General features: G+C 70.4%; 29 protein-coding genes and 1 tRNA gene. 7 read left to right on the top strand and 23 right to left on the bottom strand.

The features are described from left to right. The first annotated feature begins 41 nt into the window (after positions 1–41). Positions 42–617, top strand: a complete 576-nt coding sequence (locus tag HNQ07_RS03130; RefSeq protein ID WP_184109416.1) for a hypothetical protein — start codon at positions 42–44, stop codon at positions 615–617. A gap of 72 nt (positions 618–689) precedes the next feature. Here the strand turns inward: HNQ07_RS03130 and HNQ07_RS03125 are convergent, their stop codons facing one another. From HNQ07_RS03125 to HNQ07_RS03110, 4 genes are all read right to left on the bottom strand, one after another. Further along, a complete protein-coding gene (locus HNQ07_RS03125) occupies positions 690–1,424 on the bottom strand; it encodes a hypothetical protein (RefSeq protein ID WP_184109415.1) in 735 nt (244 codons plus the stop codon). 259 nt (positions 1,425–1,683) lie between these two features. Next, a complete protein-coding gene (locus HNQ07_RS03120; protein ID WP_229831761.1) occupies positions 1,684–3,000 on the bottom strand; it encodes an NPCBM/NEW2 domain-containing protein in 1,317 nt (438 codons plus the stop codon). A 506-nt stretch (positions 3,001–3,506) separates the two neighbouring features. Further along, positions 3,507–3,719, bottom strand: coding sequence for a hypothetical protein (locus tag HNQ07_RS03115; protein ID WP_184109413.1), 213 nt, complete (start codon positions 3,717–3,719; stop codon positions 3,507–3,509). 213 nt (positions 3,720–3,932) lie between these two features. After that, positions 3,933–4,469 (bottom strand): SOS response-associated peptidase, encoded by a 537-nt coding sequence (locus HNQ07_RS03110; RefSeq protein ID WP_268245890.1) that lies wholly within the window; start codon positions 4,467–4,469, stop codon positions 3,933–3,935. A gap of 329 nt (positions 4,470–4,798) precedes the next feature. On the opposite strand from HNQ07_RS03110, the gene HNQ07_RS03105 reads away from it, so the two are divergent. Beyond that, positions 4,799–5,446 (top strand): NAD(P)H-dependent oxidoreductase, encoded by a 648-nt coding sequence (locus tag HNQ07_RS03105; RefSeq protein WP_184109411.1) that lies wholly within the window; start codon positions 4,799–4,801, stop codon positions 5,444–5,446. A 78-nt stretch (positions 5,447–5,524) separates the two neighbouring features. Here the strand turns inward: HNQ07_RS03105 and HNQ07_RS03100 are convergent, their stop codons facing one another. The 8 genes from HNQ07_RS03100 to HNQ07_RS03065 form a co-directional block, all read right to left on the bottom strand. Further along, positions 5,525–5,797 carry a hypothetical protein gene (locus tag HNQ07_RS03100; RefSeq protein WP_184109410.1) on the bottom strand — a complete coding sequence of 91 codons (273 nt, stop codon included), beginning with the start codon at positions 5,795–5,797 and terminating at the stop codon, positions 5,525–5,527. Positions 5,798–5,965: 168 nt separating this feature from the next. Continuing rightward, positions 5,966–6,047 (bottom strand) — tRNA-Leu (locus HNQ07_RS03095). 69 nt (positions 6,048–6,116) lie between these two features. Continuing rightward, a complete protein-coding gene (gene purD / locus HNQ07_RS03090) occupies positions 6,117–7,364 on the bottom strand; it encodes a phosphoribosylamine--glycine ligase (protein WP_184109409.1) in 1,248 nt (415 codons plus the stop codon). Beyond that, complete coding sequence (locus tag HNQ07_RS03085) at positions 7,364–8,284, bottom strand: MBL fold metallo-hydrolase (RefSeq protein WP_373297948.1); 921 nt, start codon at positions 8,282–8,284, stop codon at positions 7,364–7,366. Before HNQ07_RS03085 ends, purD begins: the two co-directional genes overlap by 1 nt. 5 nt (positions 8,285–8,289) lie before the next feature. Continuing rightward, the gene (locus HNQ07_RS03080; RefSeq protein WP_184109407.1) at positions 8,290–8,463 is read right to left on the bottom strand and encodes a hypothetical protein; all 174 of its coding nucleotides are present in this window, start codon (positions 8,461–8,463) and stop codon (positions 8,290–8,292) included. 43 nt (positions 8,464–8,506) lie between these two features. Beyond that, entirely contained in the window at positions 8,507–8,854 is a 348-nt protein-coding gene (locus HNQ07_RS03075; RefSeq protein ID WP_229831763.1) for an RNHCP domain-containing protein, read from the bottom strand. Then, the gene (locus tag HNQ07_RS03070; RefSeq protein WP_229831764.1) at positions 8,851–9,291 is read right to left on the bottom strand and encodes a hypothetical protein; all 441 of its coding nucleotides are present in this window, start codon (positions 9,289–9,291) and stop codon (positions 8,851–8,853) included. The genes HNQ07_RS03075 and HNQ07_RS03070 overlap by 4 nt, the downstream gene beginning before the upstream one ends. 55 nt (positions 9,292–9,346) lie before the next feature. Further along, positions 9,347–10,915 carry a phospholipase D-like domain-containing protein gene (locus HNQ07_RS03065; RefSeq protein WP_229831765.1) on the bottom strand — a complete coding sequence of 523 codons (1,569 nt, stop codon included), beginning with the start codon at positions 10,913–10,915 and terminating at the stop codon, positions 9,347–9,349. 113 nt (positions 10,916–11,028) lie between these two features. On the opposite strand from HNQ07_RS03065, the gene HNQ07_RS03060 reads away from it, so the two are divergent. Continuing rightward, positions 11,029–11,703, top strand: a complete 675-nt coding sequence (locus HNQ07_RS03060; protein ID WP_184109406.1) for an MOSC domain-containing protein — start codon at positions 11,029–11,031, stop codon at positions 11,701–11,703. A 1-nt stretch (position 11,704) separates the two neighbouring features. Here the strand turns inward: HNQ07_RS03060 and msrA are convergent, their stop codons facing one another. Both msrA and HNQ07_RS03050 read right to left on the bottom strand, forming a co-directional pair. Further along, positions 11,705–12,280 carry a peptide-methionine (S)-S-oxide reductase MsrA gene (msrA, locus tag HNQ07_RS03055; protein WP_184109405.1) on the bottom strand — a complete coding sequence of 192 codons (576 nt, stop codon included), beginning with the start codon at positions 12,278–12,280 and terminating at the stop codon, positions 11,705–11,707. A 69-nt stretch (positions 12,281–12,349) separates the two neighbouring features. Then, the gene (locus HNQ07_RS03050; protein WP_184109404.1) at positions 12,350–13,099 is read right to left on the bottom strand and encodes a TSUP family transporter; all 750 of its coding nucleotides are present in this window, start codon (positions 13,097–13,099) and stop codon (positions 12,350–12,352) included. 137 nt (positions 13,100–13,236) lie between these two features. Between HNQ07_RS03050 and HNQ07_RS03045 the strand changes: the two genes are divergently transcribed. Genes HNQ07_RS03045 through HNQ07_RS03035 form a run of 3 tightly spaced genes read left to right on the top strand, consistent with a single transcriptional unit; the run spans position 13,237 to position 16,440 of the window. Further along, a complete protein-coding gene (locus HNQ07_RS03045) occupies positions 13,237–14,346 on the top strand; it encodes a prephenate dehydrogenase (RefSeq protein ID WP_184109403.1) in 1,110 nt (369 codons plus the stop codon). A gap of 33 nt (positions 14,347–14,379) precedes the next feature. Continuing rightward, a complete protein-coding gene (locus HNQ07_RS03040; protein WP_184109402.1) occupies positions 14,380–15,480 on the top strand; it encodes an acyltransferase in 1,101 nt (366 codons plus the stop codon). Positions 15,481–15,483: 3 nt separating this feature from the next. Further along, positions 15,484–16,440 (top strand): alpha/beta hydrolase family protein, encoded by a 957-nt coding sequence (locus HNQ07_RS03035; RefSeq protein ID WP_229831767.1) that lies wholly within the window; start codon positions 15,484–15,486, stop codon positions 16,438–16,440. Between the two features lie 92 nt (positions 16,441–16,532). On the opposite strand, the gene HNQ07_RS03030 is transcribed toward HNQ07_RS03035, so the two are convergent. Further along, positions 16,533–18,362, bottom strand: coding sequence for an arginine--tRNA ligase (locus HNQ07_RS03030; RefSeq protein WP_184109401.1), 1,830 nt, complete (start codon positions 18,360–18,362; stop codon positions 16,533–16,535). A 91-nt stretch (positions 18,363–18,453) separates the two neighbouring features. Here HNQ07_RS03030 and HNQ07_RS03025 point away from each other — a divergent pair, with 91 nt between their 5' ends. Beyond that, entirely contained in the window at positions 18,454–19,095 is a 642-nt protein-coding gene (locus HNQ07_RS03025) for a glycosyltransferase family 2 protein (protein WP_184109400.1), read from the top strand. Positions 19,096–19,102: 7 nt separating this feature from the next. Here HNQ07_RS03025 and HNQ07_RS03020 read toward each other — a convergent pair whose 3' ends face one another. The 8 genes from HNQ07_RS03020 to HNQ07_RS02985 form a co-directional block, all read right to left on the bottom strand. Next, entirely contained in the window at positions 19,103–19,672 is a 570-nt protein-coding gene (locus HNQ07_RS03020) for a hypothetical protein (RefSeq protein WP_184109399.1), read from the bottom strand. 72 nt (positions 19,673–19,744) lie between these two features. Further along, complete coding sequence (gene proC, locus HNQ07_RS03015) at positions 19,745–20,536, bottom strand: pyrroline-5-carboxylate reductase (RefSeq protein ID WP_184109398.1); 792 nt, start codon at positions 20,534–20,536, stop codon at positions 19,745–19,747. Positions 20,537–20,625: 89 nt separating this feature from the next. Continuing rightward, complete coding sequence (locus HNQ07_RS23935; RefSeq protein ID WP_184109397.1) at positions 20,626–22,743, bottom strand: HD-GYP domain-containing protein; 2,118 nt, start codon at positions 22,741–22,743, stop codon at positions 20,626–20,628. A 201-nt stretch (positions 22,744–22,944) separates the two neighbouring features. Beyond that, positions 22,945–23,811 (bottom strand): lysine biosynthesis protein LysX, encoded by an 867-nt coding sequence (lysX, locus tag HNQ07_RS03005; RefSeq protein WP_184109396.1) that lies wholly within the window; start codon positions 23,809–23,811, stop codon positions 22,945–22,947. A gap of 77 nt (positions 23,812–23,888) precedes the next feature. Next, positions 23,889–24,062, bottom strand: coding sequence for a lysine biosynthesis protein LysW (lysW, locus tag HNQ07_RS03000; protein WP_184109395.1), 174 nt, complete (start codon positions 24,060–24,062; stop codon positions 23,889–23,891). A 56-nt stretch (positions 24,063–24,118) separates the two neighbouring features. Further along, positions 24,119–24,463: a hypothetical protein gene (locus tag HNQ07_RS02995; RefSeq protein WP_184109394.1), complete on the bottom strand. Its 345-nt coding sequence runs from the start codon at positions 24,461–24,463 to the stop codon at positions 24,119–24,121. Between the two features lie 27 nt (positions 24,464–24,490). After that, complete coding sequence (locus tag HNQ07_RS02990; protein ID WP_184109393.1) at positions 24,491–24,988, bottom strand: LeuD/DmdB family oxidoreductase small subunit; 498 nt, start codon at positions 24,986–24,988, stop codon at positions 24,491–24,493. Beyond that, entirely contained in the window at positions 24,988–26,283 is a 1,296-nt protein-coding gene (locus HNQ07_RS02985) for a 3-isopropylmalate dehydratase large subunit (protein ID WP_184109392.1), read from the bottom strand. Before HNQ07_RS02985 ends, HNQ07_RS02990 begins: the two co-directional genes overlap by 1 nt. Positions 26,284–26,319 lie beyond the last annotated feature (36 nt).

Genomic DNA, 26,319 nt, shown 5'->3' with positions numbered 1-26,319 from the left:
GTGCGGCCCACTGTCAGGACGACGTATGCCACCATCCCTGCATGACTGCCGTCAGCCCAGACCACGTGACCGCGACCCGACACCACGCCCGTACCGCCGGCCTGGGTCGCGTGGGCTGGCGGTCACTGATCTGCGGGCTCCTCCTGGCCCTCCCGCTCACAGGTTGCGGTGACAGAAACGTCACCCTGGTCGTGCCGTCCGATCCCCGCGTGTTCAATGGGGACTGGTCAGGCGTGGTGAAGGTTCCCTCCACAGGTATTGACGAGACGTACCCGATTGCGTTCCATGTCGTGGCCACGCCTGGGAATAAGACGACGTACACCATGAACGGCACCATGGACTTGAACGGAATGACCTACACCATCGCTGATGGTCATGTCAACGCGTGGTCGGCGACGACCTTTACTGCGCAGCAGACCCTCCCGCCCCAGCCATTGGTCGGATTCATTGTCCCGCTCGTGATGAACGGCGAAACGGTCGCGTCTGTCAAGGGGATGAATAGCCCATTGGTAAAGGGCACACCGACGTGGCGCATGACCCTCAGCGTCAATTTGGGCCCGGAAAGAGGGATTGTAAATTTAGAAGGTTCCGTTACACGATCGGCTCCGCGTCCATGACGGCCTGAACCGCCCCGCCCTGGCTGATGCTGGGAGCGGGGCAGTTTTTCATTCAGGGACTCGGCGGTAGTCCTACAGCGGCACCAAGTCACGTGCCAATTCACGAACCACTGACGGCATTCCGCCAGCTGCCCGTGCCAGGCCAGGGAAGCCCCCGCACGCAAACGCCTCCCGCAGGTAGGAAACGAAGGTGGTGTCATGCCACTCGAACTCCACCCTCGCGTCCGCGGCCGCGTTCGGCAGTGCGATGCTGTATGGCGGCCCACCGCTGATGTCTTCCTTGTGGTACTCGTCCGGTGCAATCCACGCCTGACAGGGCTCATCTCTCGGACGCTGGTCTGGAGGCGTGTCCCTCCACTCCTCCAACCAGTCCCGTACGGCATACAGCGCGACGTCGATGCTCTCGACGACCAGAGGATCGGGGAGCACGTCCGCTTCCAGCCAGGGCGCGGTCCCGCCGAGATACACCTCGCCCATGACCTCGTACCACGCCCTCAGGGACAGCGGAACAGGTCCGGCGAGGCGTTCCAAGCGGACGAGTTTCACGTCCACATGCTTTAGCGGAGGACGGTGGGGGCGTCTGGGCTTGAACTGTCGGCCATCGGGCACACCGAAGCGGTAGCCCTGCGCGCGGAGGCGGGTGATCAGGGTATCGACGTTGGTGGCTGCGCGCCGCATGGTCTCGTGAGCGACGCCGAGCGCGTCGGGAAAGATGCGGGGATCCCGGACGGCAGGGCCGAGGGCGGTGAGTTCAGCCCAGACGGCCTCGTGGGCACCGTGCTGGTAACGCTCGAGATACGTCGGCACACATGAGTATAGGAACGGGGCTCACTGATAGGCACCTGAGCCGTGATGACGAAGCGGTCGCAACGCCAATTGCCCCGCCCTGGCTGATGCCGGGAGCGGGGCGGTCGTTTCGTTTCAGGGTAAGACCCGTCAGGAATGGCTATTGGCCCAGCCTGCAGCAGGCAAGTGGTAAACCGTCGTGGATACTATCACCTGATGAAGTCTATCCCCGAAAGAACCCCCAGTACCGGGCTCTTGGACAGGCGCGATGGCTCATTTATCAAGGAATCGCTGTCCACACCAAAGAAGCCTGCTGCGGAAGGTTCTGATAGGTCGGCGGCGTGAAGTTCACTGGTGCGAACAGGAAAATAAAGGTCTTCACGTGATACTCGTTGGGCGGATCCTTCTTGAACTGAATCTGCAGTGGCACGGTCGATATCTTGCTCGTCACGGTGAAGTCCCGAGGTCCGACGATGACGCCATACGTTTCAGAGTCGGCCCATGAGTCATTCAGGTATGGTGACACCGTGAAGCGCATCGGCGTGACGTTGGTGGTGACTTCGACCATCACGGTGACGGTCGAACCCACCTTTGCGCTAATCCCGTCAGACGGCACGAACCTGAATTCTGTAGATGCGGGGTACACGTAGACGTCCAGTGGAACGCTACCCACGTCTTTGCCACCGACACTGGCGATCACGCGACAGACGCAGTGGTAGATCTCTGCGTTCGACCGGATTTTTGGTGCGGCAATGACGATGTCGCGCGTCACTGGTCCGGTTCCGCTGAAGTCGACCCGCGCCGTGTTCAGTTGCAGGAGACTTGGGGAGGCGGGGTCGGTCGATTCGATTCTCAGGTCAACTGGCCCCTGGACGCTGCCTGTCCTGGACGCTAGGGTCAACTGGAACGTCTGGCTCTGGGTGTGAATCACGGTGGCAAACCCATTGTTGGACAGCGCCATTTGGAGCGTGCCCGATGATGCCTGGCAATACACCCGGGGGTTGGCCCAGTCGGCATGATCGAAATCAATGCCGTCTCCGGCCGAGGTCACGACGAGTTGAAGTTGCTTCCAGCCGGCCACGTCTAGGTCGATGGTGGCCGTGGGACTGCTGCCAGTCATGCGGGCTGACGTGTATTTCAGCTGGCCGTCGAGGAGCACCTGAAAGATCACGCTGCCTTTCGAGCCGACTTCGTCATCCACGCCGATATCCGTGATGAACCGGGTGCACAGTTCGCCATTCGGGCCGGCCAGGTTGAACCGCAGGTCGCTATTCGCGTGAACGCCGTACCCCTGCTTGTACACCGAGCCGTTCAGCGTCAGCGGTTTGCCATCTCCAGCCTGCTGTTCGCCGTTGCTGCGGTTGCGCTCGAAGGGGCCCCAGCCGTTCTGGGCGAAGGTAGGCGTCTCGTACTGAAGGGTGTTGTCTCCAGCCGTCAGCTGCTGGGCAGTGAGCGCGGTCGTGGGTAGCTGCGCCCAGTCGTGTGAGACTCCGTTGGCATACGGGTTGTCCTGGGTGGTCGACGGTGTTTGACCGCAGGCCACCAGCACCAGCGTGGCGGTGACGCCGGCGAGTCGTTGGATGAAGTTTGAACGCACGGGACCTCCTGGGGGCAGAGGGAAGCGGACGGCTGGACGAGGACGGGACACCAGTCTGTCTGATCGTGTGACGGGAATGGGACGCATGTGTGCCCCGCTAAGGCACAGTGAATGTGCTGTGGCTGGGCACCTAGCGCCGAGCGCGGCACGAGACAGCCAGACTTCAACGCCGGTCAATGACCCCCTCCACGTCATCTGACTGATGCCGGTGGCGGGGCGGCTCGTCGTTTCAGTCTTGGATCCCCATGATCCACCACTGCGAGCTGCTCAGGCCCGCAGCCCATCCAGCCGCTCGAGCAGCACCATGTCCATGTCGCCGTCGGTGACGGTAATCCCCACCCGGTCACCAGGCCGCACCCCCGCGGCAGACTGGCCAAAGACCACTCCTCGATGCTGGTGTCCGGCAGTTCCACCTCGGCCCGGGTGTCAGCCACGTCCAAGATGCGCACGACCTCCATGTCTCCGTCGATCATCCCATCAGGCTGACACACCGGCCACCGCGGGCCTCACTCCTCCCAGCCCAGTTCCTGGTACAGCAGTCGCAGCCGGGCGATGGACTGGCCCAGCGCGACGTGATCCTCGCGGGTCATGCGCGGCCGCTCCGCGAGCAGCTCCGCCGCGATCCGCGCCGCCTCGACCGCCGTCGGTGTAGGTGGCAGCGGCTCGGGCAGGGGCGGCGCCGGCCAGCGCGGCACCCACGCGAGCGGGGTCACGACCACGTCGGCCGCCAGAGTCCCGTCCTGGACCAGCTGCGCGCGGTGGTCGTGCCAGTGCGTTGTACGCCGCCTCTCCGCCAGCGCGCAAGGAGGTGTAAAACGACCGGGCCCGCTCCGCGGCGCGCGTCTGCTCGTTTCGCAGGGCCAGCAGCTCGGCCGCCTGGCGTGCGGCACGGCGGCGCTTCTCGTCCTCGGTCGGCCTGGGGTTGCTGCGGCTCATGCCTCAGTGACCTGCAGGATGCGCGGCTCCCAGCTCGTCATCGCCGCGCCGCGTGCCAGGTGGGGCGGGCCGGACAGCCACGTCTCCAGATCCTTGGACAGCAGCAGGGCCGGCATGCGGTCGTGCACTTCCAGCAGATCCGGCGTGGGCGGCCGCGTGACGATGGTGCAGGACTCCAGCGGCCCGTCGGGCGTGGGCGTCAGGCTCCACAGGCCAGCCACGAGCAGCGGCTTGGCGTCGCGCCGGGCGATCCGGACCCTCTGCTTCTGGCCGCCCGGCAGCGTCGGCCACTCCCAGAAGGCGGCGAGTGGGATGACGCAGCGCTGCTGCGCGAAGGCCTGCTTGAACATCGGGCGCTCGTCGAGGGATTCCGCCTTCGCGTTGAAGGTCGCGTACCTCTTGGCGTCGGTTAGGGTCATCCCCGTCGGGACCAACCCCCATCGACCATACGGCGCCTCGTATCTCGGCCCAGACTTGCGGACGAACCGCAGGGGGTCGGTCGGACCTCGGCCCGCTGGATGGGCGATCCCCACAAGGGCCCGAATAGGCTCGAGAGCGTCCTGATGGCGTCGGGCCCGAAGTCGTCATCCGCGCGGCTGCACATGCCCGCATGGTACTCAGATCCGCGGATCATGTCACGTGACATGCTCAGCGGGGGTGGCCGCCGTCCCGTCGGGACCATCCGTCCAGAACCTCACCCCGCGTCCTTGACGGCGGTCCGCTCTCAACGTGAGGAAATTCACACTGTCTCATGAAGGTGTATCATGAAGCACTCACGAGCGTCCACCGGTGTCGCCCCACTGACGGGCGCGCGTGGCGGGGAGGCGGGACTCACACCCTGTGCCTCTCCACGGGAGACGCCATGACGCATGTGCTGATGATCACCGGCAACCCGAAGCCGCTTGAGCTGTCCTACTCGCGGCGCCTCGGACAGATGTTCCGGGACACCTACGCGCGAGCGGACGTGACCGCCCGCATCAGCGTCCTCGACCTGTACGCTGATCACGTCCCCCTGATCGATGCCGACGTGATGACCGGGTGGGGCAAACTCGCCCAGCAGCAGCCCCTCGACCCGCATGAAGCCCGCAAGGTCGAGCGCCTCAGCGCCCTGGTCGATCAGTTCCTCGCCGCGGATCTCGTCGTCTTCGCGCTGCCAATGTGGAACTTCGGGTACCCGCCGATGGTCAAGGCGTATATGGACGCCATCGCGGTCGCGGGCCGCACGTTCCAGTACACGGAGCGCGGGCCGGTCGGCCTGACGTCGGGCAAGCACGCCGTCATCCTCGAGGCGCGGGGCAGCGTGTGGAGCGAGGGACCCGCGCAGAGCATGGAGCACTCCGTCAGCCACCTGCGCACGTTCCTGGGGTTCCTGGGCATCACGGACGTTCAGACGGTGTTCGCGGAGGACCTGGGAACTGATCCCACGCAGAGTGAGACGATCTTCAACACGGCCGCCCGGCGCGCTGAGGCGCTCGCGCAGACCTGTGCGCACGCCGCGCTGCAGGCATAGAGCCTGAACGCGCCTGGGTCCCGCGCAACGCCGGATGCCTCGCCGACCTGCCGTCACGATCCAGCCGACCTGGGGATCTCAGCCCACGTCCTCGAACTCGACCCAGCTGAGATCCACGAACGCCTCGGCAATCCTGGGGCGCAGGTCGCGCTCTGCGAAGCGCTTGAGATCGGTCGGCCAGTAGCCCACGCAGAGGATCAGGGGAGACCGCATGGGCCGCGTGCCCTGGCGCAGCATCAGGACGGCGCCATAGTCGTCGGAGAGGCAACGCCGCAGGTCCGCCAGCGCGTCGGGCACCGGGTCCCAGTCCGGCGGCACGACCAGCATCAGCACGGGGCGCGGTACGTCCATACCGAAATGCTAGGACTGAGCTTCGCACAGGACTGTGACCGCTCTGCCCCTCACGCCGTGCTCACAAAAACCTGGGTGCTGTACGCAGTGCTGTAACCGGGTCTCCCCTGCCCTACAGCAGCGTCACCACAACGAAAAAGCCCCGCCTAGTGCGGGGTTTTTTCGTTGTGGTGCCGGTGAGGGGACTCGAACCCCTACGGTTTCCCGCTCGATTTTGAGTCGAGTGCGTCTACCATTCCGCCACACCGGCCTCCGTGACCCGCACCCGGTCACGGTCTGGGATGCTAGCGCGCGCCGGCGCGGAGGGTCAAACGGCTGCTCAGGCGGGCTCCGGAGTCACGCCGATCCGCGCGCCGATGTCCCGCCGGAGCTGCGCACCGGGAAACCCGATCCGCCCGGCCAGGGCGTACGCGGCCCCCAGCGCGCGCGGCAGAGTGGGCGCGGTGGCCGTGACCGCCAGCACGCGGCCGCCGGCGCTGCGGAGCTGCCCGCCGTCCAGGCGGGTGCCGGCGTGGTAGATCACCTCGCTGCCGCCCGCCTCCGGCAGCGTGAGGGGCAGGCCGCGTTCCGGTTCGCCCGGGTAACCGGGGGCCGCGAGGATGATGGTGGCGCTCGCGCCGGCGCCGAAGGTCACGCTCGCCGGGTCGAGCTGGCCCTGCGCAGCGTCCAGCGCGTGCTGTGCAAGATCGGAGGTCAGGAGCGGCAGCACGGCCTCGGCCTCCGGATCGCCGAAGCGGGCGTTGAACTCCACGACCTTCGGCCCGGCCGGCGTGAGCATCAGCCCGGCGTACAGCACGCCCCGGTACTCCAGACCCTCGGCGCGCATGCCGGCCAGGGTAGGCTCGATGATCGCCGTGCGGATCTCGCTCACGGTCGCGTCGTCCACCGGGAACGGGCAGATCACGCCCATGCCGCCGGTCATCGGGCCGGTGTCGCCCTCAAAGATGGTCTTGTGGTCCTGGCTGGGCGGTGTCAGGGCGTAGCGCTGGCCGTCGCAGATGGCGAGCACCGTGACCTCCTGCCCGGCCATGAAGTCCTCGATGACCGCCTGGGCACCCGCCTGCCCGAAGATCTCGCGCAGCGCTGCCTCGGCCTGAGCGTGGGTGTGCGCGATGGTCACGCCCTTGCCCGCCTTCAGGCCCGCGTCCTTCACCACGATGGGCGGCATGCATGTCCCGGCGTGCGCCAGGGCGTCGTCCAGCGCGGTGAACGCGCGGTGCGTGGCGGTGGGGATGCCGTGGCGGTTCATGAACGCCTTACTCCACGCCTTGTCGCCCTCCAGCCGGCTGGCGGCGCGCGTGGGGCCGAAGGCCGGCACGCCGGCCGCGCGGCACTCGTCCACGACGCCGGCCGCGAGGTACGCCTCCGGGCCGACGATCACCACGTCCACGGCCTCCCGGCGGGCCAGCGCGGCGATGGCCGGGGCGTCCTGCGGACCATCCAGCACGCGCGCCAGGGCGGCGATGCCGGGGTTGCCGGGCGTGCACAGCACGTCGTGCCCGGCGCGGGCACACGCGTGTACGATGGCATGCTCGCGGCCACCGCCGCCCACGACCAGCACGCGCATCAGCTCACCCCCACAGCGGGGCGCGCGGCCCGGCGCTGCCAGTAGCGCATCAGGCCCTGCACGCTCATCCACGGCGGGCACGCAAAGGCGTAGCGGGCGGGCAGCTCCGGCCCCTGGGCCTCCAGCTCGGCCATCAGCTGCGTGGTGAACGCGGCCGAGATCGTCTCATAGTCCTGACCCGCCTCCAGGCCCGCACGCACGCGGTCGGCGTCGGCGGTCATGGTGTCTAGCAGGCCGGTCCAGTGGAGGTCGTCGGCCGCGTACGACCCGAAGTGCGCGAGGTGCAGGCGGGCGACGTCCAGGCTCCGCAGCGTCTGGATACTGTCCCGCCACGCCTCCAGGTCGATGTCCGGGGGCGGCGTGGGCGCGCGGGTGGTCTGTGCGGCGGAGAGGCGCACGCCGGCGACATCCCCCACGAACACGTCGTCCCCGACGCGGTACGACACGTGATGCACCGCGTGGCCCGGCGTGTACAGCACGTCCACGTCGCGCGAGCCGAGGCGCAGCGTCTCCCCGCCCGCCAGGGGCGTCACGCGCTCCGGGGCGATGGGCCGCATCTCACCCCACAGGCGCTCCATGTGGTCACCGTAGATCTGCGTGGCGCTGGCGTACAGGCGCTCGGGACTGGCCAGATGCGGCGCGCCGCGCCCGTGCACGTACGCGCGGGCAGCCGGGACGCGCGCGAGCACCGTGCCGGCCGCGCCCGCGTGGTCGAAGTGGATGTGCGTGAGCAGCACGTGCCGCACGTCGTCCAGCGACGCCCCCAGACCGTTCAGGCCGGCCTCCAGGGCGGGCAGGGTGCTGGTCGGCCCAGTGTCCACCACAGCCAGGCCGTCGCCGGTGTCGAACACGTACGACGCGATCACGCCCGGCGTGGCCTCGAAGTGCAGGTCGATGAGGTGTGGCGAGCCGTTCGTCACGCCGGTCACGCGGCCCCTGTCACGCGCGCCAGGACGAGCAGGAGCGCCGCGGCGTACTGCGCGTACGCCACCGTCCGCAGCGCCCCGGCGTTCGGCGCCGCCCGCAGCGGCCCCCGGCTGAGCATCAGGACGAAGGTCGCGCTGAGCACGATGAACACAAAAAAGACCCACAGAGCCATGCGCGCAGCATACCTGCCCTCCCGGCGCACGGGCCGGCGGCGTTCAGACGGGCGGGCGGGTCGTCACGGCGATCAGGGTGTCCCAGTCGTCGGGCTGCGCGGGATCGTCCAGCGCGGCGCGGTTGCGGCCCACGTAGCCGCACTTCGCGCAGCGGTGCACGATCATCCAGCCCTTCTTGCCGCTCTGCTCGGCGCCGACCGGCACCATCAGACCGTGGCACGTGTTGGCGCGGTCGCCGGGCTGGATGTCCACGTGCAGGCTGTGCAGGCAGTGCGGACAGTGGTTGCGGACGCTGCCGTTGCGCAGCGGCTCGACGGACTGGCCGCAGTGCGCGCACGTGAACGCGTTGTTCGTGCCCTGCACCGTGAAGCGCCGGCCGCCCCCGCTCACGGTCGCCCTTTCCGGGCTGCCCAGCGGCGGTCGAGAAACGCCCGGATCACCGGCGTGCCCACCAGCGCCGTGCCCAGCAGCAGGTAGGCGATGCCGGCCCCGCTGACCACCCAGCCGGCCGGGCCGCCCAGCGCGGCAAGCATGCCCACCACGAACACCAGCAGGCCTGCGAGCATACTCAGGCCCACCGTGACGCGCCACGCCCACACGTGCCCGCGCCACACCAGACCCAGCAGCAGGGCCGTACCGATGGCGGTAGGAATGCTGGACGCCAGATGCGCGTCCTGTCCGCGCACCAGCGCGCCCAGCGTGGGCGTGACGCTCACCGCAAACAGGGCGATCAGCACCGCCAGGGTCGGCCAGCGGCCCGCGTCCCCCGACACGCCCCAGCGCTCGCGCTCCGGGGCACCCGTGGTCGGCTGTGGGCTGGACTTCATGCGTGCATTTCAGCACGGACACTCCCCGCCGGCGGGGACGGACGTCACGCTGCGCTCAGCGGCCGGGCTCACGCAGCCAGTACGGCAGGGTGACGGGCACCGCGCGCGCCCACTCGAACTCGAACAGCCGCGCCCCCAGGCCGGTGGCGGTGGGATCGCTGGTCGCCAGGGCGTACTCGCCCAGGCCGCCCGGCCCAAACGACGCGAACTGGAGGTTCGGGCTGCCCACAACGAGCATGCGGCCGTCCACCAGGATCGCCTTGGTGTGCTGGCCCTCGGCCGGGCCGAACCAGCGGGCCTGCACGCGGTCCGCGAGGCCCAGCGGCGCCAGGCGGGCACGCAGTCCGCCCAGCAGGGCCAGCGTCTCGAGTTGCAGCACGGGGTCGTGGTCGAGCACCATCCGCACCCGCACGCCCCGCGTCTCGACGGCGTGCAGCAGCGCGTTCCACACCGGCAGCATGGTCTGCGCCGACGCGCAGCCGCCGGGCGCCAGGGCGCTCAGGGTGCACTCGGGCGTGCCGCTCACCTGGGCCTGGAGCAGGTCGATCTCGCCCGACGCCGCGCCGAACAGCCGCACCAGCGCGGCGTCGGCGTCCTCCTCGCCCGCGCGGCGGTACAGGCCGTACACGCGGGCGGTGCCGGCCGGCGCGGGTGGCCCGGTCCACAGCAGCGGGAACGGCGTGGAGGTGGCGTCGAGGTCACACGCGAAGTGCAGGTCGACGGGCTGCGGCTCACCGTGGCACGTCAGCGACCGGGAGTGCCGCCACGCGTCCCGGAACGCCGCGACGGCGTGGCGCGCGACCGGCCCGCGCACCCGCAGAGCCAGGTCGCGCAGGCCCAGCCCCCCCGGCGTGGTCACCGGCACGTGGAACCAGCTGACATTGTTGCCGCCGGCCAGCACCTCCTGCCGGTCCACGATCAGCAGCTTCATGTGGTTGTGCGGGTAGGCGTAGGTGTAGTTGGCGATCTCCAGCCGCCAGCCGGGCAGCGGGTCGCCCGTCAGCGGCACGCCGGCCTCCAGCAGGTGCCGCGCGGCCGAGTACGCCGATGCGGTCGGGTCCGTCAGCCGGTCGAAGCGCACGGAGTTGCCCAGCAGCAGCCGCACCGTGACGCCGTGCGGGTGCCGTTCCGGGTGGAGCTGGAGGTCGCGGCGCAGCTCCGCGACCGCGCCCGCCAGCAGCGCCCCGGGCGAGCCCGCGCCGTCGTCCCAGACCATGGTGGAGAGCAGCACCTCGTCCCGGGCGGCGCGGATGGTCTGTGCCACCGCCTCGAAGCCGCCGAGCGGGCTGGGCGGCTGATCGGTGACGCCGGCCTCGTCCTGCGGAAAACTCAGGAGGCCCGCGAAGGCGTTGCCGCAGCTGAGGGCCGCGCCCCGACCGTCCAGACTGTCGTACAGGACGCGGTCGAGGGGAGCATCTGGCGGCGGACACGGCCCGGCGGTGCCCAGGCCGTCGAGTTCCCCGGCCGGCACCGGCGGCAGCGGCGAGCGCAGGAACGTCAGTCCGCCGATCTGGACGGTCTGCACCTCGGTGCTGGACAGCGCCGTGAAGGTGCGGCTGCGTTCTCCGGACGGTACGGCCAGGCCCGACGCCAGGATCAGCAGGAGCAGGGCAAGCCGGGGCACCCCCGAAGCCTAGGGATCGCGGCCCGGCGTACGTGTGGGCCTCCCTTAGGCTTTCGCCACGTGCCGCCTCCAGCAGCCAGGAAGAGCCGGGGGCGGCCTGCTACCCTCGGGACATGCCCCATACCCGCCCTGCCCGCGTGCGCGCCGTCCTGGTGGCGCAGCCGGAGACCGTCGTGATCGGAACGCGCCCCACCGTGACCGGTATCCGCAAGCGCGTCCAAGCCGGACGCGTGGCGGTCACGGCGGCCGGCCTGGACGGCGACCACGTCCTGAACGTCAAGCACCACGGCGGGCCGGATCAGGCGGTGTACGTGTACACCCAGCCGGACCTGGACGCGTGGACAGAGGCGCTGGGCGAGGAGCCGGAACCCGGCGCCTTCGGAGAGAACCTGCGGCTGGACACACTGGAGTCCGCCGCTTTGCGGGTCGGGGACCGGCTCGACATCACGGCGGCGGACGGCACCCCCGGGCCGCTGCTGGAGGTCACGGCGCCCCGCATTCCGTGCGCGACGCTGGCCGCGAACATGGGCGACCCGGAGTTCGTGAAGCGCTTCGCGCGGATGCGGCGGCCTGGCGCGTACCTGCGGGTGCTCCGTGACGGTCACGTCGGTGCGGGCGATACCGTCACCCTCCACCCCGCTCCCGACGACGCGCCGACCATCCACGCGCTGTTCGAGCTGTGGTATGACCGCTCGCCCTCGCGCGAGTTCCTGGCGGCCCTGCTCGCCCACCCGCTGGCCGTGCGCCTGCGGCGGGACGTGGAGGAGCGGTTGAGCACCCTGGGCTAGGTCACGCGCGCAGCTTGTCTCCGTAGTACTTGCGGAGTTTCGCCACCTTCGGGGCGATCACGGCCATGCAGTAGCCCTGACCGGGATTGCGGGCGTAGTAGTCCTGGTGGTAGGCCTCGGCCACGTGGAAGGTCGAGGCGGGTTCGATGGACGTCACGATGGGCCGGTCGAACACCTGTTCCTTCTCGAGGTTGGCGATCACCTCGCGCGTCTGGCGCTCCTGCTCGGCATTCAGCGGAAAGACGGCGCTGCGGTACTGCGTACCCATATCCGCGCCCTGCCGGTTGAGGGTGGTGGGATCGTGCGTGGCGAAGAACAGGCCCAGCAGGTCCTCGTAGCTCACCTGCGCCGGATCGAAGGTCACGCGCACGGCCTCGGCGTGGCCGGTCGTGCCGCTGCACACGCTGCGGTAGTCCGGCTGCGCGATGTGCCCGCCGATATACCCGCTCTCGACGGCCGTGACGCCGCGCACGTCCTTCATGACGGCCTCGGTGCACCAGAAGCAGCCGCCCGCCAGGATCGCCTGCTGCACGCTGGAGGTGGTGGAGTCGCCGGCCGGGGTGGACGTCTGGGTCATGGCGTCATTTTGGCGCGGGGCGGGCAGCTCGGCCAGAACCGGACTGACTATTGGAAAGGTTCATGCGCGTCACGCGAACAGCAGCCGGGCGGCGACCAGCAGCACGATCACCGCGTACATCCACTTCACGAAGGCGCTGCCGCGCAGCATGGCCATCCGCGCGCCCAGGGCGGCCCCCAGGGCGTTCGCCACGCCCATCGGCAGGCCGATCCAGAACACCATCTGCCCGCCGATCAGGAAGAACACGAACGCGCCCAGGTTCGTGGCGAAGTTGATGGCGCGCGCGTTCCCGCTGGCCCGCACGAGATTGAAGCCGCTCAATGCGAACAGGAACATGAGGAAGGTGCCGGTGCCCGGCCCCAGGAAGCCGTCGTACATGCCGACGATGAACGCGCCGGGCAGGGTCAGGGCCAGCACGCGCGCGGTCAGGCCGGGGTAGCGGTCGTCCAGACCGAAGCGTTTGTTCAGCAGCACCAGCGTCCCCACGCCCAGGATCACCACCGCGACCAGCGTGCGGAAGGCGGCAGGATCGACGAAGTGCACGAGGTACGCACCCAGCGCGCTGCCCACCAGGGCCAGCGGGATCAGCCGGCCCACCAGCGGCCACTCGATGTGCCCCTTGCGGGCGTACTGCACGGTCGCGCTGCCCGAACCGAAGATCGCCAGCAGTTTGTTCGTGGCGACCACCTGCGGCGGCGTCAGGCCCATCAGGAACAGGGTGGGCAGCGTGATGGTGCCGCCGCCCCCCGCGACGGCGTCGATGAAGCCCGCCACGAACGCGAGGGGCACTCCGTACAGCAAGACGTCTGGGCCGGGCACGGCGAGGACTCTAGCAGGCGCCGGCGCGGCGCGGGCTGCCGGCGGAGGTCACCGTCCCGTGGACACGGCCGGCGGGCGGGCGCCGGTGTCTGATCCTGCCAGGAAATGAAAAGAAAGTGCGTGGTAGCCTCCCGATCATGACCGCCGACGCCGCGCCCGTGACGCCCGCCCCGCTGTTCGGCACCGCCGTCGTGGCCGGCGTGGGTCTGATCGGCGGCAGCGTCGCGCTGGGGCTGCGCCAGCGCTTCCTGGCGCGCACGGTGATCGGCCTGGACGCCAACATGGACGTGCTGCGCGAGGCCGAGGCGCTGGGCGTGGTGGACGAGGTGCGCGCCGCGCCCGGCGAGTGGCTGCGCGGCGCCGACCTGGTGATCCTCGCCGCGCCCATGCGCGCCCTGACGGGTCTGGCGCGCGACCTCGCACCGTACGTGAATCCCGGCGCGCTGGTGACGGACGTGGGCAGCGTCAAGGGCGGCATCGCCGCCGAGATGGAGCGGCTGGGCGTGCGCTCCTTCGTGGCCGGGCACCCGATGGCCGGCAGCGAGCGGGGCGGCGTCACGCACGCGAGCGCGTCGCTGCTGGAAAACGCCGTGTGGGTGCTCACGCCCACCGAGTCCACGCCGCTGACGGCCCTCAGCCGCGCGCGGCTGCTGGTCGAGCACCTGGGCGCCGCCCCGGTCGTGATGCCGCCGGACGCCCACGACGCGCTGGTGGCGACCATCAGCCACCTGCCGTACCTCGCCAGCCTGGCCCTGACGCACATGGTCGCGCGCGACGAGCGCCTGAGCCTGCTGGCCGCCGGCGGCTTCCGCGACCTGACGCGCGTGGCGAGCGGCGATCCACGCATGAGCCGCGACATGGTCGTGGAGAACAAGGACGCGCTGAGGGGCGCCCTGACCCGCTTCCGCAAGCAGCTCGAGCGCCTGGAAGCCGACCTCGACGACCCGGAAGAGCTGCTTGCGGCCGCCCACGAGGGCAAGCGCACCCGCGACAGCCTGCCGGTCGTGAAGCGCAGCCTGCTGCCGGCCAAGTTCGACCTCGTGGTGGCCGTGCCGGACAAGCCCAACCAGATCGGAGCGGTCACGCAGGCGCTCGGCGCGGCGCACGTGAACATCAAGGACATCGAGGTGCTCGCCATCCGCGAGGAGGGCGGCGCGCTGCGGCTGGGCCTGGAGAGCCCGGAGGAAGTGCAGCGGGCCGCCGCGCTGCTGCGCGCCCAGGGCTTCGAGGTCCGGGGCCGGGGGTGAGCTGACGTGACCGTTCATCCCCTCGGCCGCCCCATGACCGCTCCGTCGGCGCCCTCCGCGCCGTCCGTGCAGCCCACGCCCCGCCGCCGGCCATCCGCGCGGGCGAGCGTGGACACCTTCCGGGGCATCACGATCCTGGAGGTGATCATCCATCACTCGACGGGCGTGGCCCTGCGGCACCTGCCGCCGGACAGCACGTCGTACCTGGTGGCCGAGATCGTGAACCGCACGCTGCACTTCGCGGTGCCGGCCTTCGTGTTCCTGTCCGCGCTGGTCCTGACGCGCAGCCTGCTGAGGCGCTACGACCTGCGGCGCTACGCCTTCCGCCGCACGCTGCGCGCCGCGTGGCCGTACCTGCTGTGGACCGTGCTGTACGCCCTGTGGTACGTGTGGACCGGTCAGCGCACGGCGTCGGCCCTGGACGACCCGGCGCAGTGGCGCTCGTGGCTGCTGTACGGCAAGGCCAGCTTCCACCTGTACTTCCTGCTGGTGGCTCTGGAGGTGTACGCCGTGCTGCCCCTGCTGGTGCTGATCGCCCGCCGCCGCCCACGGATCTCCGACATGCTCCTGATCGGGATTCCGCTGCAACTCGGACTGTACTTCCTGAACCGCTACGTGCTGCATCTGCAGTACCCGACCAGCACCGTGATGTGGTATGTCCTGCCGCTGCTGCTGGGCGTATCGGTGGGCTCGCGCCTGCGCGAATTCCCGCAGTGGTGGCTGCGGCACCGCTGGGCGCTGCTGGCACTGCTGGCGGCCGTGTTCGCGTTCTACCTGCCGGAGTCGCTGAAATTCCTGCGGACCGGACACGCCACGCCGGTGCTGTTCGACGCGCTGTCGTGGGCGTATACCACGCTGGTCGCGCTGCTGCTCCTGGGCGTGGTATGGCGCATGCAGCTGCGGCCGGGCGCGCTGCAACGCCGGCTGGCAAACCTGGGCATCGTGAGTCTGCAGGTGTACCTGATGCATCCGGTGGTGCTCCAGTTCCTCGAGGGCTGGAATCCGCCGCGCGGCACGGAATTCGAGGTGCTGTCCACCCTGGTCGTGTACCTGCTGATCGCGACCATCATCCCCGCCCTGATCGCCCAGATGCTGCGGCGCACGGCGGTCGGCCTGCTGCTGTTCGGACGCTAGACCATGACGCAGCGGGCGACCACCTCCAGCGACCCGGACGAACGGCCATCCCTCCATGAGCCGCCCCGGCGCCCGTCTGCGTCTGTGCGGCCGCGCCGGGTGCTGGTCACGGCCGTGGTGGCCGCGTGCGCCGCGCTCGGCAGCTCCACCGTCGCGGACGCGGTTGCCAGCCAGACGGCGCCCCCGGCTCCGGTGACGGTCGCGCTCGACCGCTGGGTGCGGCAGAACACCGCCGGCGGGGCGTCCTACCTGCGGGTGCCCACCACGTGCGCGGCGCGCGCGTGCCCCCTGGTGATCGTGTCGCATCCGCGCGCCCAGACGGCCGAACGCGTGCGCGACAGCCCGCAGGTGAACGTGCTGCTCACCGCGCTGCTCCAGGCCAACTTCGCGGTACTCCTGAGCGGCGACGGCGGCCCGAACTCGTGGGGCAGCGAGAACGCGCTGTACACCTCGGCCGCCGCGCACCTCGCCGCGATCCGCTCTTACCCGTGGAACGGCCGCACCTACGCGCTGGGCCTGAGCATGGGCGGCCTGCTGGCGCTGCGCAGCGCGCTGCCCGGCGCGCCGTACGAGGTGCGCGGCGTGGCCCTGATCGACGCGTGGGTGAGCCTGCTGGGCGCGTGGAAATCCGCGCCGTCCCGCCGCATGGAGATCCAGGCCGCGTACGGTCTAAAGGCCCCGACCCTGGGCGCCCCGAAGGTCGCGGACTACGACCCGCTGCACCTCACGTCGCTGGTGCCGCCGCTGCCACTGTTCATCGTGAGCAGCCCGGACGACAAGGTCGTGCCCGCCAGTATCAACGCCCAGCGACTGAGCAGCTTCGCGCAGCCCGGCGTGAGCGACGTGGTCACCCTGAGCGGCGCGCACATGGGCGGCAACCGCTTCACGCCCGCCGTCGCCGGCCGGCTGGTGGCCTTCCTGCAACGCCTGGAACGCCTCGCGGCCACCCGCGGCAGCTGACCGGCAGAGCGGACGGGACGCCCTCGCCCATCCGCTCGCCCGGTGTCAGCGGTGCCATCTCCCCTGCGGGAAACCGCCCCTAAGGACGCACGTCACATCGCGGCCGGGACCTCGATGCCGATCAGGTCGAGGGTCTCCTCGAAGGCCTGACGCAGCCGGCCGACCAGCGCCAGCCGCGCCTCGCGCAGCCCCGGCTCCGATTGCAGGACGTTGGTGGCCGGCTTGCCCCGGCGGTCCTTCGCGTTGAACCAGGCGTTGAAGCTCGTGGCGAGGTCCAGGGCGTACTGCGCGACGCCGTGCGGCGAGTGCGCCTTCACGGCCTGCGCCACGACCTCCGGCAGCTTCGCCACCTGCTTGGCCAGCGTCAGGTCGAGGTCCGGCACGGCGTCCCAGTCGGCCCCGGTGCCGTCGGTGGCGTACCCGGCCTCCTGGGCCTTGCGGAGGATGCTCGCGGCGCGCACGGCGGCGTACTGGATGTACGGCGCGGTGTCGCCACTCAGCGAGCTGGCCTTGTCGAGGTCGAAGTCGAAGGAGCGGCTGGGTTCGTTGCGCAGCATCGCGAAGCGCAGCGCGCCCACGCCGATACGGCGGGCGATCTCCGGCGCATCTGGCCGCTGGGCGAGATCGGGGTTTTTCGCGCTCAGTTCCGCGAAACCGCGGCGTCCCGCCTCCTCCAGCGCGTGATCCACGGACAGCGTGATGCCCCTCCGGCCGCTGATCGTCTGGCCGTTCAGGTTCACGAACTCGTAGCTCAGGTGGACGCTGCGTTCCTCCTTCTCGAGTTCACCAGCCACGCCCAGGCTGCTCCTCACCAGCAGCTGCGGGTGCTTCTGGCGCGAGTCGATCACGTTGATAACCTCGCCGGCATGCCCGAAGCGCCGCGCGGTGTCGGGCTCGCCGTCGGGGGCACTGGTCCAGATGGTCTTTCCGGCGGGATCGGTCATGAATGGCCTGAAGCGCATGCCCTCGAACAGGCCGAACTTCCAGAACTGGTAGCCGATGTCCTTGGCGACGTACATGGCCGTGCCGTCCGAGCGCCTCAGCACCACGTTGGGTTCCTCCAGGCCCGGCATGAACTCGCTGACGTCCATGATGAACGCGCCCGCGAACTTGCCCTCGGTGGGGTGCGTCGTGTAGCGGCTGCCCTCCAGGATGTTCATCGCCTGGCTCAGAAACCCGCTGCCGACCACGTCGGATTCCCACACCAGCAGGTCGTACGCCGCGCCGATACGGAAACACGTCTCCAGCTGGGCCTTGACCGTCTGCTCGACCACGGGGCGCAGCACTCCGGCCTCCAGCTGGTGCATGACCTCGCGGATGCCGGGTTCCAGGTCTGGTTTCACCGGATCGGCGTTCAGACGCACGTAGCCCTCGCCCAGCCAGTGGTCGTACTTCTGCTGGCCATCCCACGTGCGGCCGTAGTGCTCCATGGCGTACACGCTCTCGGCCGCCTGGCGTCCGGTGTCGTCGATGTAGTTCTGCACCTCGACGGTGTGCCCGGCCGCGCGGAAGATGCGGGCCATGCTGTCGCCCAGCACCACGTTGCGCAGGTGCCCCACGTGCAGCTCCTTGTTGGGGTTCACGCTGGTGTGCTCGATCACGACCTTGCCAGCCTGCGCCGGCAGCTCGAAGGGCCGCGACACCACATCCTGCACGAAGGCCCCGCCGTCCAGGAAGAAGTTCAGGAACGGCCCGGCCGCCTCGACCCGCCTGAAACCGGCCGGCAGCGCGACGGTCTGGGCGAGCTGCGCGGCGATCTGCGCGGGGTTTCCGCCGCCGGCCTTCGCCATCTGGAAGGCGGCGGGGGTGCCGTAGTCGCCGGGCTTGCTGGCCGGCGTTTCCTGAATGGCAGCGTCCACGGGCATGCCGAGTTGTGCGGCGGCCGCCTCCACCGCGTGCTTGAGCTGAGCCTTGAGGTCCATAACACCGGAGTGTACGACGCCGCGCCCTCCACGGCGGCCCGGCCGCCCGCGGGGGGTGCCGGCGCGGGCAAAACCCCGTAGGATGGTCCGCATGCAGGGCAGCTCTGCCGCTCGGATCGCGGTCGTCATTCCGGCCTTCAACGAGGAGGGCACGGTGGCGGACGTGGTGCGCGTGGCCCGCCAGTTCACGCCGGAGGTGGTCGTCGCCTCGGACGGCAGTTCGGACGCCACAGCCGCGGTCGCGCGGGCCGCCGGGGCCACGGTGGTGGAACTGACGGAGAACGCCGGCAAGGGCCATGCGCTGGGTGCGGCCCTCGCGGCGACGGACGCCGACTACATCGTGATGCTCGACGCGGACCTCACGGGCCTGACGCCCGCGCACCTCGGCACGCTGGTGCGGCCGGTGCTGGACGGCACGCTGGACATGAGCATCGGCGTGTTCGAGGGGGGCGGGTTCGTGACGGACTGGGGCAACAAGCTCACGCCGCACCTGAGCGGGCAGCGCGCGTGCCGCCGCGAGTGGCTGGTGGGCGTGCCACACCTGACGGACGAACGCTGGCCCGAGCCCGCCATCACGGCGCACCTCAAGGAGACTGGCGCGCGCTGGGATTACGTCGAGCTGCCGAACGTGGCGCAGGTGGTCAAGGAGAAGAAACGCGGCTTCTGGAAGGGGGCGGGCGCCCGCACGCGCATGTACGCCCAGCTGCTCACATACCGCGCCCGCCGCAAATGAGCGCCGCTCAGCGCTGGAGGTCGATCACGCTGCCGTCTGCCGTCTGGTAGCGCACGACGCCCAGGGTGGGCACGAAGTACGTGGTCTGGGTGCTGACGCGGCCCGCCTGGGTCATGTCGGTGCGGATGGTCAGGGCGTTGAAGGTGCCGGCCGAGAGCGTGACGGCGCTGGTGCCCGTGACGCGGGCGCGCAGGCTGACGCTGCCGTTCGCGCTGCTCCACGTCATGCCGGGCCGCAGCGGCCCCGGCGGGTATACGGTCAAGGGCGACGTGAACCACGTGAGCCGGCCGCTGGCGTTCACGCCGCGCAGCCACACGCTGCCGTCGGCGCGGAGTTCCAGCAGGTCCTGGGTATACGTGGTGCTGCCGTACTGGTGGCTGACAGGGGTGACCGTCACGCCCCGGTGCACCACGGCCGGGCCGACGACCTGCTGCTCACCGCTGGAGTACGACCAGCGGGTACCGGCCGCGAAGGGGTAGTACCCGGCCGGCGTGACGGCCTGCGCCGCCGGGAGCGCCAGCACGAGCAGCGCAGCCCCGCTGCGGACGAGGGCGGATAGAGCAGCGGCTGGAGTCATGACCGGGCGAGTGTAGGGGCGCGGCCGTCACAGCCGTCTGACGTGGGCGGCAGCGCGGACCTGCGGCCTGGCCTATTCCTGATCGTGGCCGAGTTCGGTGCCGCGGCGGGTGGCCGCGACCACCGCTTGGATCAGGCCGCCGCGCACGCCGGCCGCCTCCAGGGCTTCCAGGCCGGCGATGGTGGTGCCGCCGGGGCTGGAGACCTCGTCCTTGAGCATGGCGGGGTGCGCGCGGCGTTGCAGCAGTTCTCCGGTGGACACCAGCAGTTTCGCGGCAAGTTCGTTCGCCAGCACCCGCGGCAGGCCCATACGCACGCCGCCGTCCGCGAGCGCCTCGGCGACCACGGCCACGTAGGCGGGGCCGCTGGCGCTCATGCCGGTGAAGGCATTGAAGAGGTGTTCCGGGAGGTCGTAGGCGTCCCCGACCGCGCCGAACAGGTCGAGGGCGAACGCGAGGTCGCCGGCCTCCTGAGCCTCGCGCGGACCGGTGATGGCCGTCTGGCTGCGGCCGATGGTCGCACCGAGGTTCGGCATGACGCGCACCACGCGCTGCGTGCCCAGGCGGCGCACCAGGGTCGCCACGCTGACACCCGCCATGGTGCTGATGTACCCCACGTTCTCCTGCGCGAGCCACTCGCTGACCTCCGGGAACACCCGGGGTTGCAGCGCGACCAGAATGCGCTCCGCACCGCCGAGCTGGCTGCGGGTGACGACCCGCGCGCCGGTCCGGGAGGCGATGTCCTCGACCCGGGCGACGTTCGCGTCGAGCAGGCCGATCTCGCCCGCCGGGATGATGCCGCGCGCCGTGACGCCCTCCAGCAGGGCCAGTCCGAGTTTGCCGACGCCGACAATCGCGAGCTTCATGCCCGGCAGTATAGGCGGGGGCTGCCGGGCGTCCCGGCACCGTCGCCGCGCAGATGTGCAGACGTGGCGGCGAGCCTCAGGCCGCGGTCCTAGTCGGCGGGCAGGACAAACGGCGCGTGCTGGTCGTCCGTGACGCTGACGTCGCCGCGGCGGATCATGTCCATGAACACGCCGGTCAGGCGCGGGTCGAGCGCGTGCCCAGCCATCCGGGCGAGTTCGGTGAGGCTCCGTTCCTGTGTCCACGACGGTTTGTACGCCCGGGCGCTGGTCAGAGCGTCGTACACGTCCACCACCGCAAATGCGCGGGCCAGCAATGGAATGCCGTCGCCGCGCAGCCCGTCCGGGTAGCCGGCGCCGTCCCAGCGCTCGTGGTGGTGGCGCACGATCTCCAGCACGCCCTCGGGCACCAGTTCCTGCTCGCGCAGCAGCCCCTCGCCGATCACGACGTGCTCGTGCATCAGGCCACGTTCGCTGCGGTTCAGCGGGCCTTCCTTGTTCAGCACGGCATCCGGGATGGCGATCTTGCCGATGTCGTGCAGGTACGCACCCCAGCGCAGCACGGTCAGCTGGTCGTAGGTCAGGTTCAGTTGCAGGCCGAGCTTCAGGGCGAGGCTGGTCACGCGGTCGGTGTGCCCCTTGGTCTCGTAGCTGCGGTGTTCGAGCACCCGCCCGAGCACCCGGAAGGTCTGCTCGCGCGCGCGTGACAGCTGCCGCATGGCGAGCTGCCGCTCGGCCGCCCGCGTGATCTGCTGCGCCAGCACGGTCAGGAGCGTGGGCATCTGAGCGTCCGCACGGGCCTCCTCTGGGCCGTTGCCGACGACCAGCACGCCGGCGAGCCGGTGCCCGCCCGCGGTGCGGACTGGAGCGAGGCACAGCCGGCGCAGCGGCGCGGGCAGCAGAGGGTGCGGCGCACTCAGGCTGAGGCCGCCGGCGTCGCCCACCGTGTGCCAGAACGCCGCCACCACCGCCTGCAACGCCGCCGGCCGGGGATGGTCCGCGTCGTTGCCGCTGCGCGCCACGCTGCTGAGGGTCACCACGCCGCCCCCCTGACCGTCGTCGTTGGCGCTGCGCACACTCAGGTACGCGCCCCACGTCCCGCTGCCGGGCGGCGTGAGGTACGCCAGGCCCTCGCTCGCCAGCGCGGCCGGCGCGTCCGAGTCCGTCAGGTGCTGCAGCAGGCCGAGGACGCTGCGCGGCGCGCTGCCCGCCGGCGCCTTGAGTCCGGCCCCCCGGCGCGTGTCGGCGGCGACGTCCGCATGAACCGGGTGGCGGGCAGCCTCCAGCACGCTGTCGAGCGCCTGCGGCCGCAGGAACCACGGGCGGCGGCTGAGCTGGAACACCCACGCGCTGCGGCGCGGGCCGCGGCTGCCCAGCGGCACGATCAGCACCGGCAGCTCATCTGCGGGCAGCACGGCGTAGGTGGGCCGGGGGTCCATGCCGGCCGCCAGCTGGGCCATCACCTGGCCGCGCAGCTGGGCCGTCACCCAGCCGCCGTAAGCTTCGGGGATGCCGGCGCGGGTGGTGACCCGCGTGCCGGCGCGGGCGTGCAGCAGCCGGGTGGCCGCATACACGACCGCCTCCGGGGGCGCGTCGCCGCTCACCACGGACAGCAGCGCGCGGTGCAGGTCCGCGGCGCGCTGCGCGGCGTGCTCCCGGCGGCGGATCTCGGCGTCCTGGCGCGCGTGGCGGGCCACCTGGGTCAGCGCCCACGCGACCGCGTGGACGTCGTCCGGCACATCACGCGGCGCCGCGCTCAGGCGCAGCTCCCCGAGCGGTTCCTCGGGACTGCCCAGCAGCAGGGCGTGGTCGCCGACGGTGCCCGGCGCGTCGCCCAGGCACAGCTGGTGCAGGCTCAGCCCGTCGGTGAGTTCCGCGCGCGTCACGACCGATCCGAGCAGCAGCCGGCCCGCCTCGCCCAGGGCGTCCTCTGGACCAAGGCGCAGCCACTCCAGCAGGGGGGCCGGCACGTCGATCGGCCGGGCCACCTCGGGCGCGGCCTCAGGGATGATGGACGCGTCCTGCCAGCTCAGCCGCAGCCACGTGCCGTCCGGCGACGCGGCGTGTAGAACCGCCGTCTCGGTCAGGGTGGCGTCCGGGCGCAGGCGGGTGGGCGGCGCGATCAGCTGCGGCACCCCCCAGCGGGCGGCGAGCAGGGCGTCCAGCGGCAGGCCGCTCAGGCGCAACAGGGCGGCCTGGCGGGCGGCCATGCCGGTGTCCGGGTGGAGTTCGACCTCGCCGTCGGCGCCCAGGCACAGGTCTACACTCGCCCCGCGGCTCCCTGCGGCCGCTGAGTCCTGGTGCGCTGTCCGCCCTGAGCTGTTGTCGCCGCCCACCGTCCGTGCCTCCTGAGTGCCCGTGGCTGGCCGCAGTGTAAAGCCCCCGTGGTCCCGCGCACAGGGGCCAGGGGGTCAGGTCAGCAGGCCGATGGCGTACTCGGCCATGCGGCGCGGGATGTCCACGCCGGTGGTGCTCACCGAGTTCTTGAATTCCATGGTGTGGTTGATCTCGATGACGAGCAGCCCGCCCCACGCGTTCGTGGCGTGCGGGTCCTCGACGAGGTCGATGGCGACGATCTGGCCGTCCACCGCGGCGGCGGCGCGCCGGGCGAGATCCGCGATCTCGGGCGTGACGGGGCAGTTGCTGGCCTTCGCGCCGCGGGCCGTGTTGGTGATCCAGTGCTCCGACGTGCGGTAGATCGCGCCGATGCACTCGCCGCCCACCACGAAGGCGCGGATGTCGCGCTGCGGCTTGTCCACCAGCGCCTGCACGTAGAAGATGCCGTGCTGCGGCCCGCCCAGCACCTCCTTGTGCTCGATGACGGCCTCGGCGGCGGCGCGGTCGTTCAGGCGGCTGACCATGCGGCCCCACGAGCCGACGGTGGGCTTGAGCACCACCGGGTAGCCCATGCTCTCGATGAGGGCCAGGGCCGTGTCGCCGTCGAAGGCGACGCCGGTGCGGGGGGTGGGCAGGCCGGCCGCGTGCAGCCGGGCGTTGGTGGCGAGCTTGTCGCCGCACAGTTCGATGACGTGCGCGGGGTTGATCACCTTGACCCCGAAGCCCTCCAGGGCGCGGGTCACGGCGTGGCCGCGCGACTGGCTCACGCAGCGCTCGATGGCGACCTTCCACGGCACCTGGGCGGCGCCGGACGCGTCGAAGGTGACGCTGAGCTGCGGCACGTACACCTTGTCGTACGGCACGCCGAGGGCGTCGAGCGCCTCGAACAGCATCTTCTCGTCTGGGCGGATACGGTCGTAGAGAACGGCGAGGTCGGCCATGGAATCTCCGGTGCGGTGCTCCAGCAGTCAGCGGTCAGGCGGGCGAAGCCCGGCGCTGACCGCTGAAGGCCGGGGACTTACTCGCCCCAGTCCTCCGCTTCGTTGGGCGCGGCTTCCAGGCGGGGCGGGTCGACGGACACGACCTCGTATTCCACGCCCGTCTCGTCGTCGATGACGAGTTCGCCGAGTTCGGGGTTGGTCAGTTCGATGGTGGCACCGGTGTCCGGGTTTTCAAATTGAACGGTAGACATGATTACTCCTTGCGTTTGATAGGTTAGCGGCTCGCGTTCTGACCGCGCCGACTCAGCTAGACAGCTCCAGACGGCTCCGTCACGAACTCCAGCTCGATCTGCGCCTTGCAGTGCGGGCACGGCACGATGCTGACCTCTACACCATCCGCGCCGCGCACGGTCGGGGCCGACGCCACCAGGTCCTCCGTGACCTCGAATTCCTCGCCGCAGTTCGGGCAGGTCGTCAGGACGCCCAGCAACTCCAGCTCAAAATCCTCCCCGCCCCCATTGCGCGTGACCTCCATCTCCGCGTTGCAGGAATCGCAGACGATCACGTCCCCGACCTGCAACTCCTGCCGGTCGTCCTCGGTCAGTTCCAGCACCTCGGAGCACACGGGGCATTCCACTTCCAGCGTCGCCATGACCACAGTCTAGGTGGCTGGACTCCTTTAGGAAGCGGGCTCGCCGGGAAAGCGGCCATGCTTCTTGAAGAACGCCAGGATGCTCCCCTCGGCCAGCGCCTCGCGCAGGAACTCCGGAGGGGGCGGCAACTGCACCGTGCCGCCGGCATACGTCAGGACGCCGGAGTTCACGTCCAGCGAGACCTCGTCGCCGTCGTTCAGCAGCCCCGTCAGGTCAAACTCGAAGGCCGGGATGCCGAGGTTCAGCAGGTTGCGGTAGTGAATGCGCGCGAAGCTCGGCGCGACGATGCCGCCGATCTGCAACTTCTTCAGGGCCGCCGGCGCGTACTCACGGCTGGAGCCCAGACCCCAGTTGCGCCCGCCGATCAGCACGTCGCCCGGCTGCACCTGGGCAGCAAACTCCGGGCGGATGTAATGGAACGCGAAACTCTGGAACACGTCCTCGCCGGCCATGAACGGGGCGAACTTGCCAGGCAGGATGTCGTCCGTGTTGACACTGTCGCCAAATTTCCAGATCCTGGGCATCAGCGCCCTCCTGCGGCCACGGCGTGACCCACCACGTCTTCCGGCAGCGCCACGCGGCCCATGACTGCCGTCGCCGCCGCCACCGCCGGGCTGGCCAGATAGATCTTCGCGTCCTTGTCGCCCATGCGGCCGATGAAGTTGCGATTTGAGGTGCTCACGCAGACCTCGCCGGGCGCGAGCACGCCCTGGTGGCGGCCCATGCACGGCCCGCAGCCGGGCGTGCCCAGCACCGCCCCGGCACGTTGCAGCGTCAGCAGGGTGCCGTCGGCCATGGCCTGCTCCATCACCTCGCTGCTGGCGGGAATGACCAGCAGGCGCGTGCCCGGCGCGACCCGCTGCCCGCGCAGCACGTCGGCGGCGGCATGCAGGTCCTCGATGCGGCCGTTGGTGCACGTGCCGATGAACACCTGATCCACCGGCGTGTTCCGCAGCTGGTCGCGCAGCTCGGCCACGTCGTAGACGTTGTCCACCTCGTTCGGGGCGGACATGCGGGGGTTCAGGGCCGACAGGTCGATCTCGATGGCCTGCACGTAGGTCGCGCCGTCGTCCGGGTAGACCCACTCGGGCACGTCGTAGCCGTACCCGGTGAGGATCTCGCCGCCGGGGACGACCAGTCCGGCCTTCGCGCCGGCCTCCACGCACAGGTTCGCCAGGGTCATGCGCTCGCCGCGCGTGAAGCGGTCGCCGGCGTGCATCTCGATGCTCTGGTACGTGGCACCGTCCGCACCCAGGCGGCGAATCATCTCCAGCGCCACGTCTTTGGCGGTCACGCCGGGGCGCAACTCGCCGGTAAAGGTCACCTTGACGCTCTCCGGCACGCGCAGCCACGTCTTGCCGCTCGCGGCGGCCAGGGCGATGTCGGTGGCGCCCATGCCGGAACCGAAGGCCGCCACCGCGCCGTAGGTCGTGGAGTGGCTGTCCGAGCCGAGCACGATCCAGCCGGGCCGCGCAAGCCCCTCTTCCATCAGCACCTGGTGGCAGATGCCGCGCCCCACGTCGAACAGGCGCACACCGGTCTGCGCGGCGTACTCGCGCGCTTCCTTCTGCGCCTGCGCCACGCTGACGGTGCTGGCGGGCGCGACGTGGTCGATCACGATGCTCACCCGCTCGGGGTACTTCGGCAGGGCCTCCAGGTCGCGCTGCATGCGCTCGATGAAGCTCTGGGCGATGGAATCGACGACCATCACCTGATCGACCTCAACCACCGCGAGGTCGCCGGCGTAGACCACATGGTCGCCGCGCTGCGAGAGGATCTTCTCCGCCATGGTCTGCGGGCGGTGCGCTGGGTCACTCATGGGCCGTATTCTGCGCGCTCACGGCCGGCGCGGCGT

The organism is Deinococcus metalli (assembly GCF_014201805.1).
In the GTDB taxonomy this organism is placed as follows: Bacteria; Deinococcota; Deinococci; order Deinococcales; family Deinococcaceae; genus Deinococcus; species Deinococcus metalli.
This window is presented reverse-complemented; position numbering and strand designations above follow the sequence as displayed.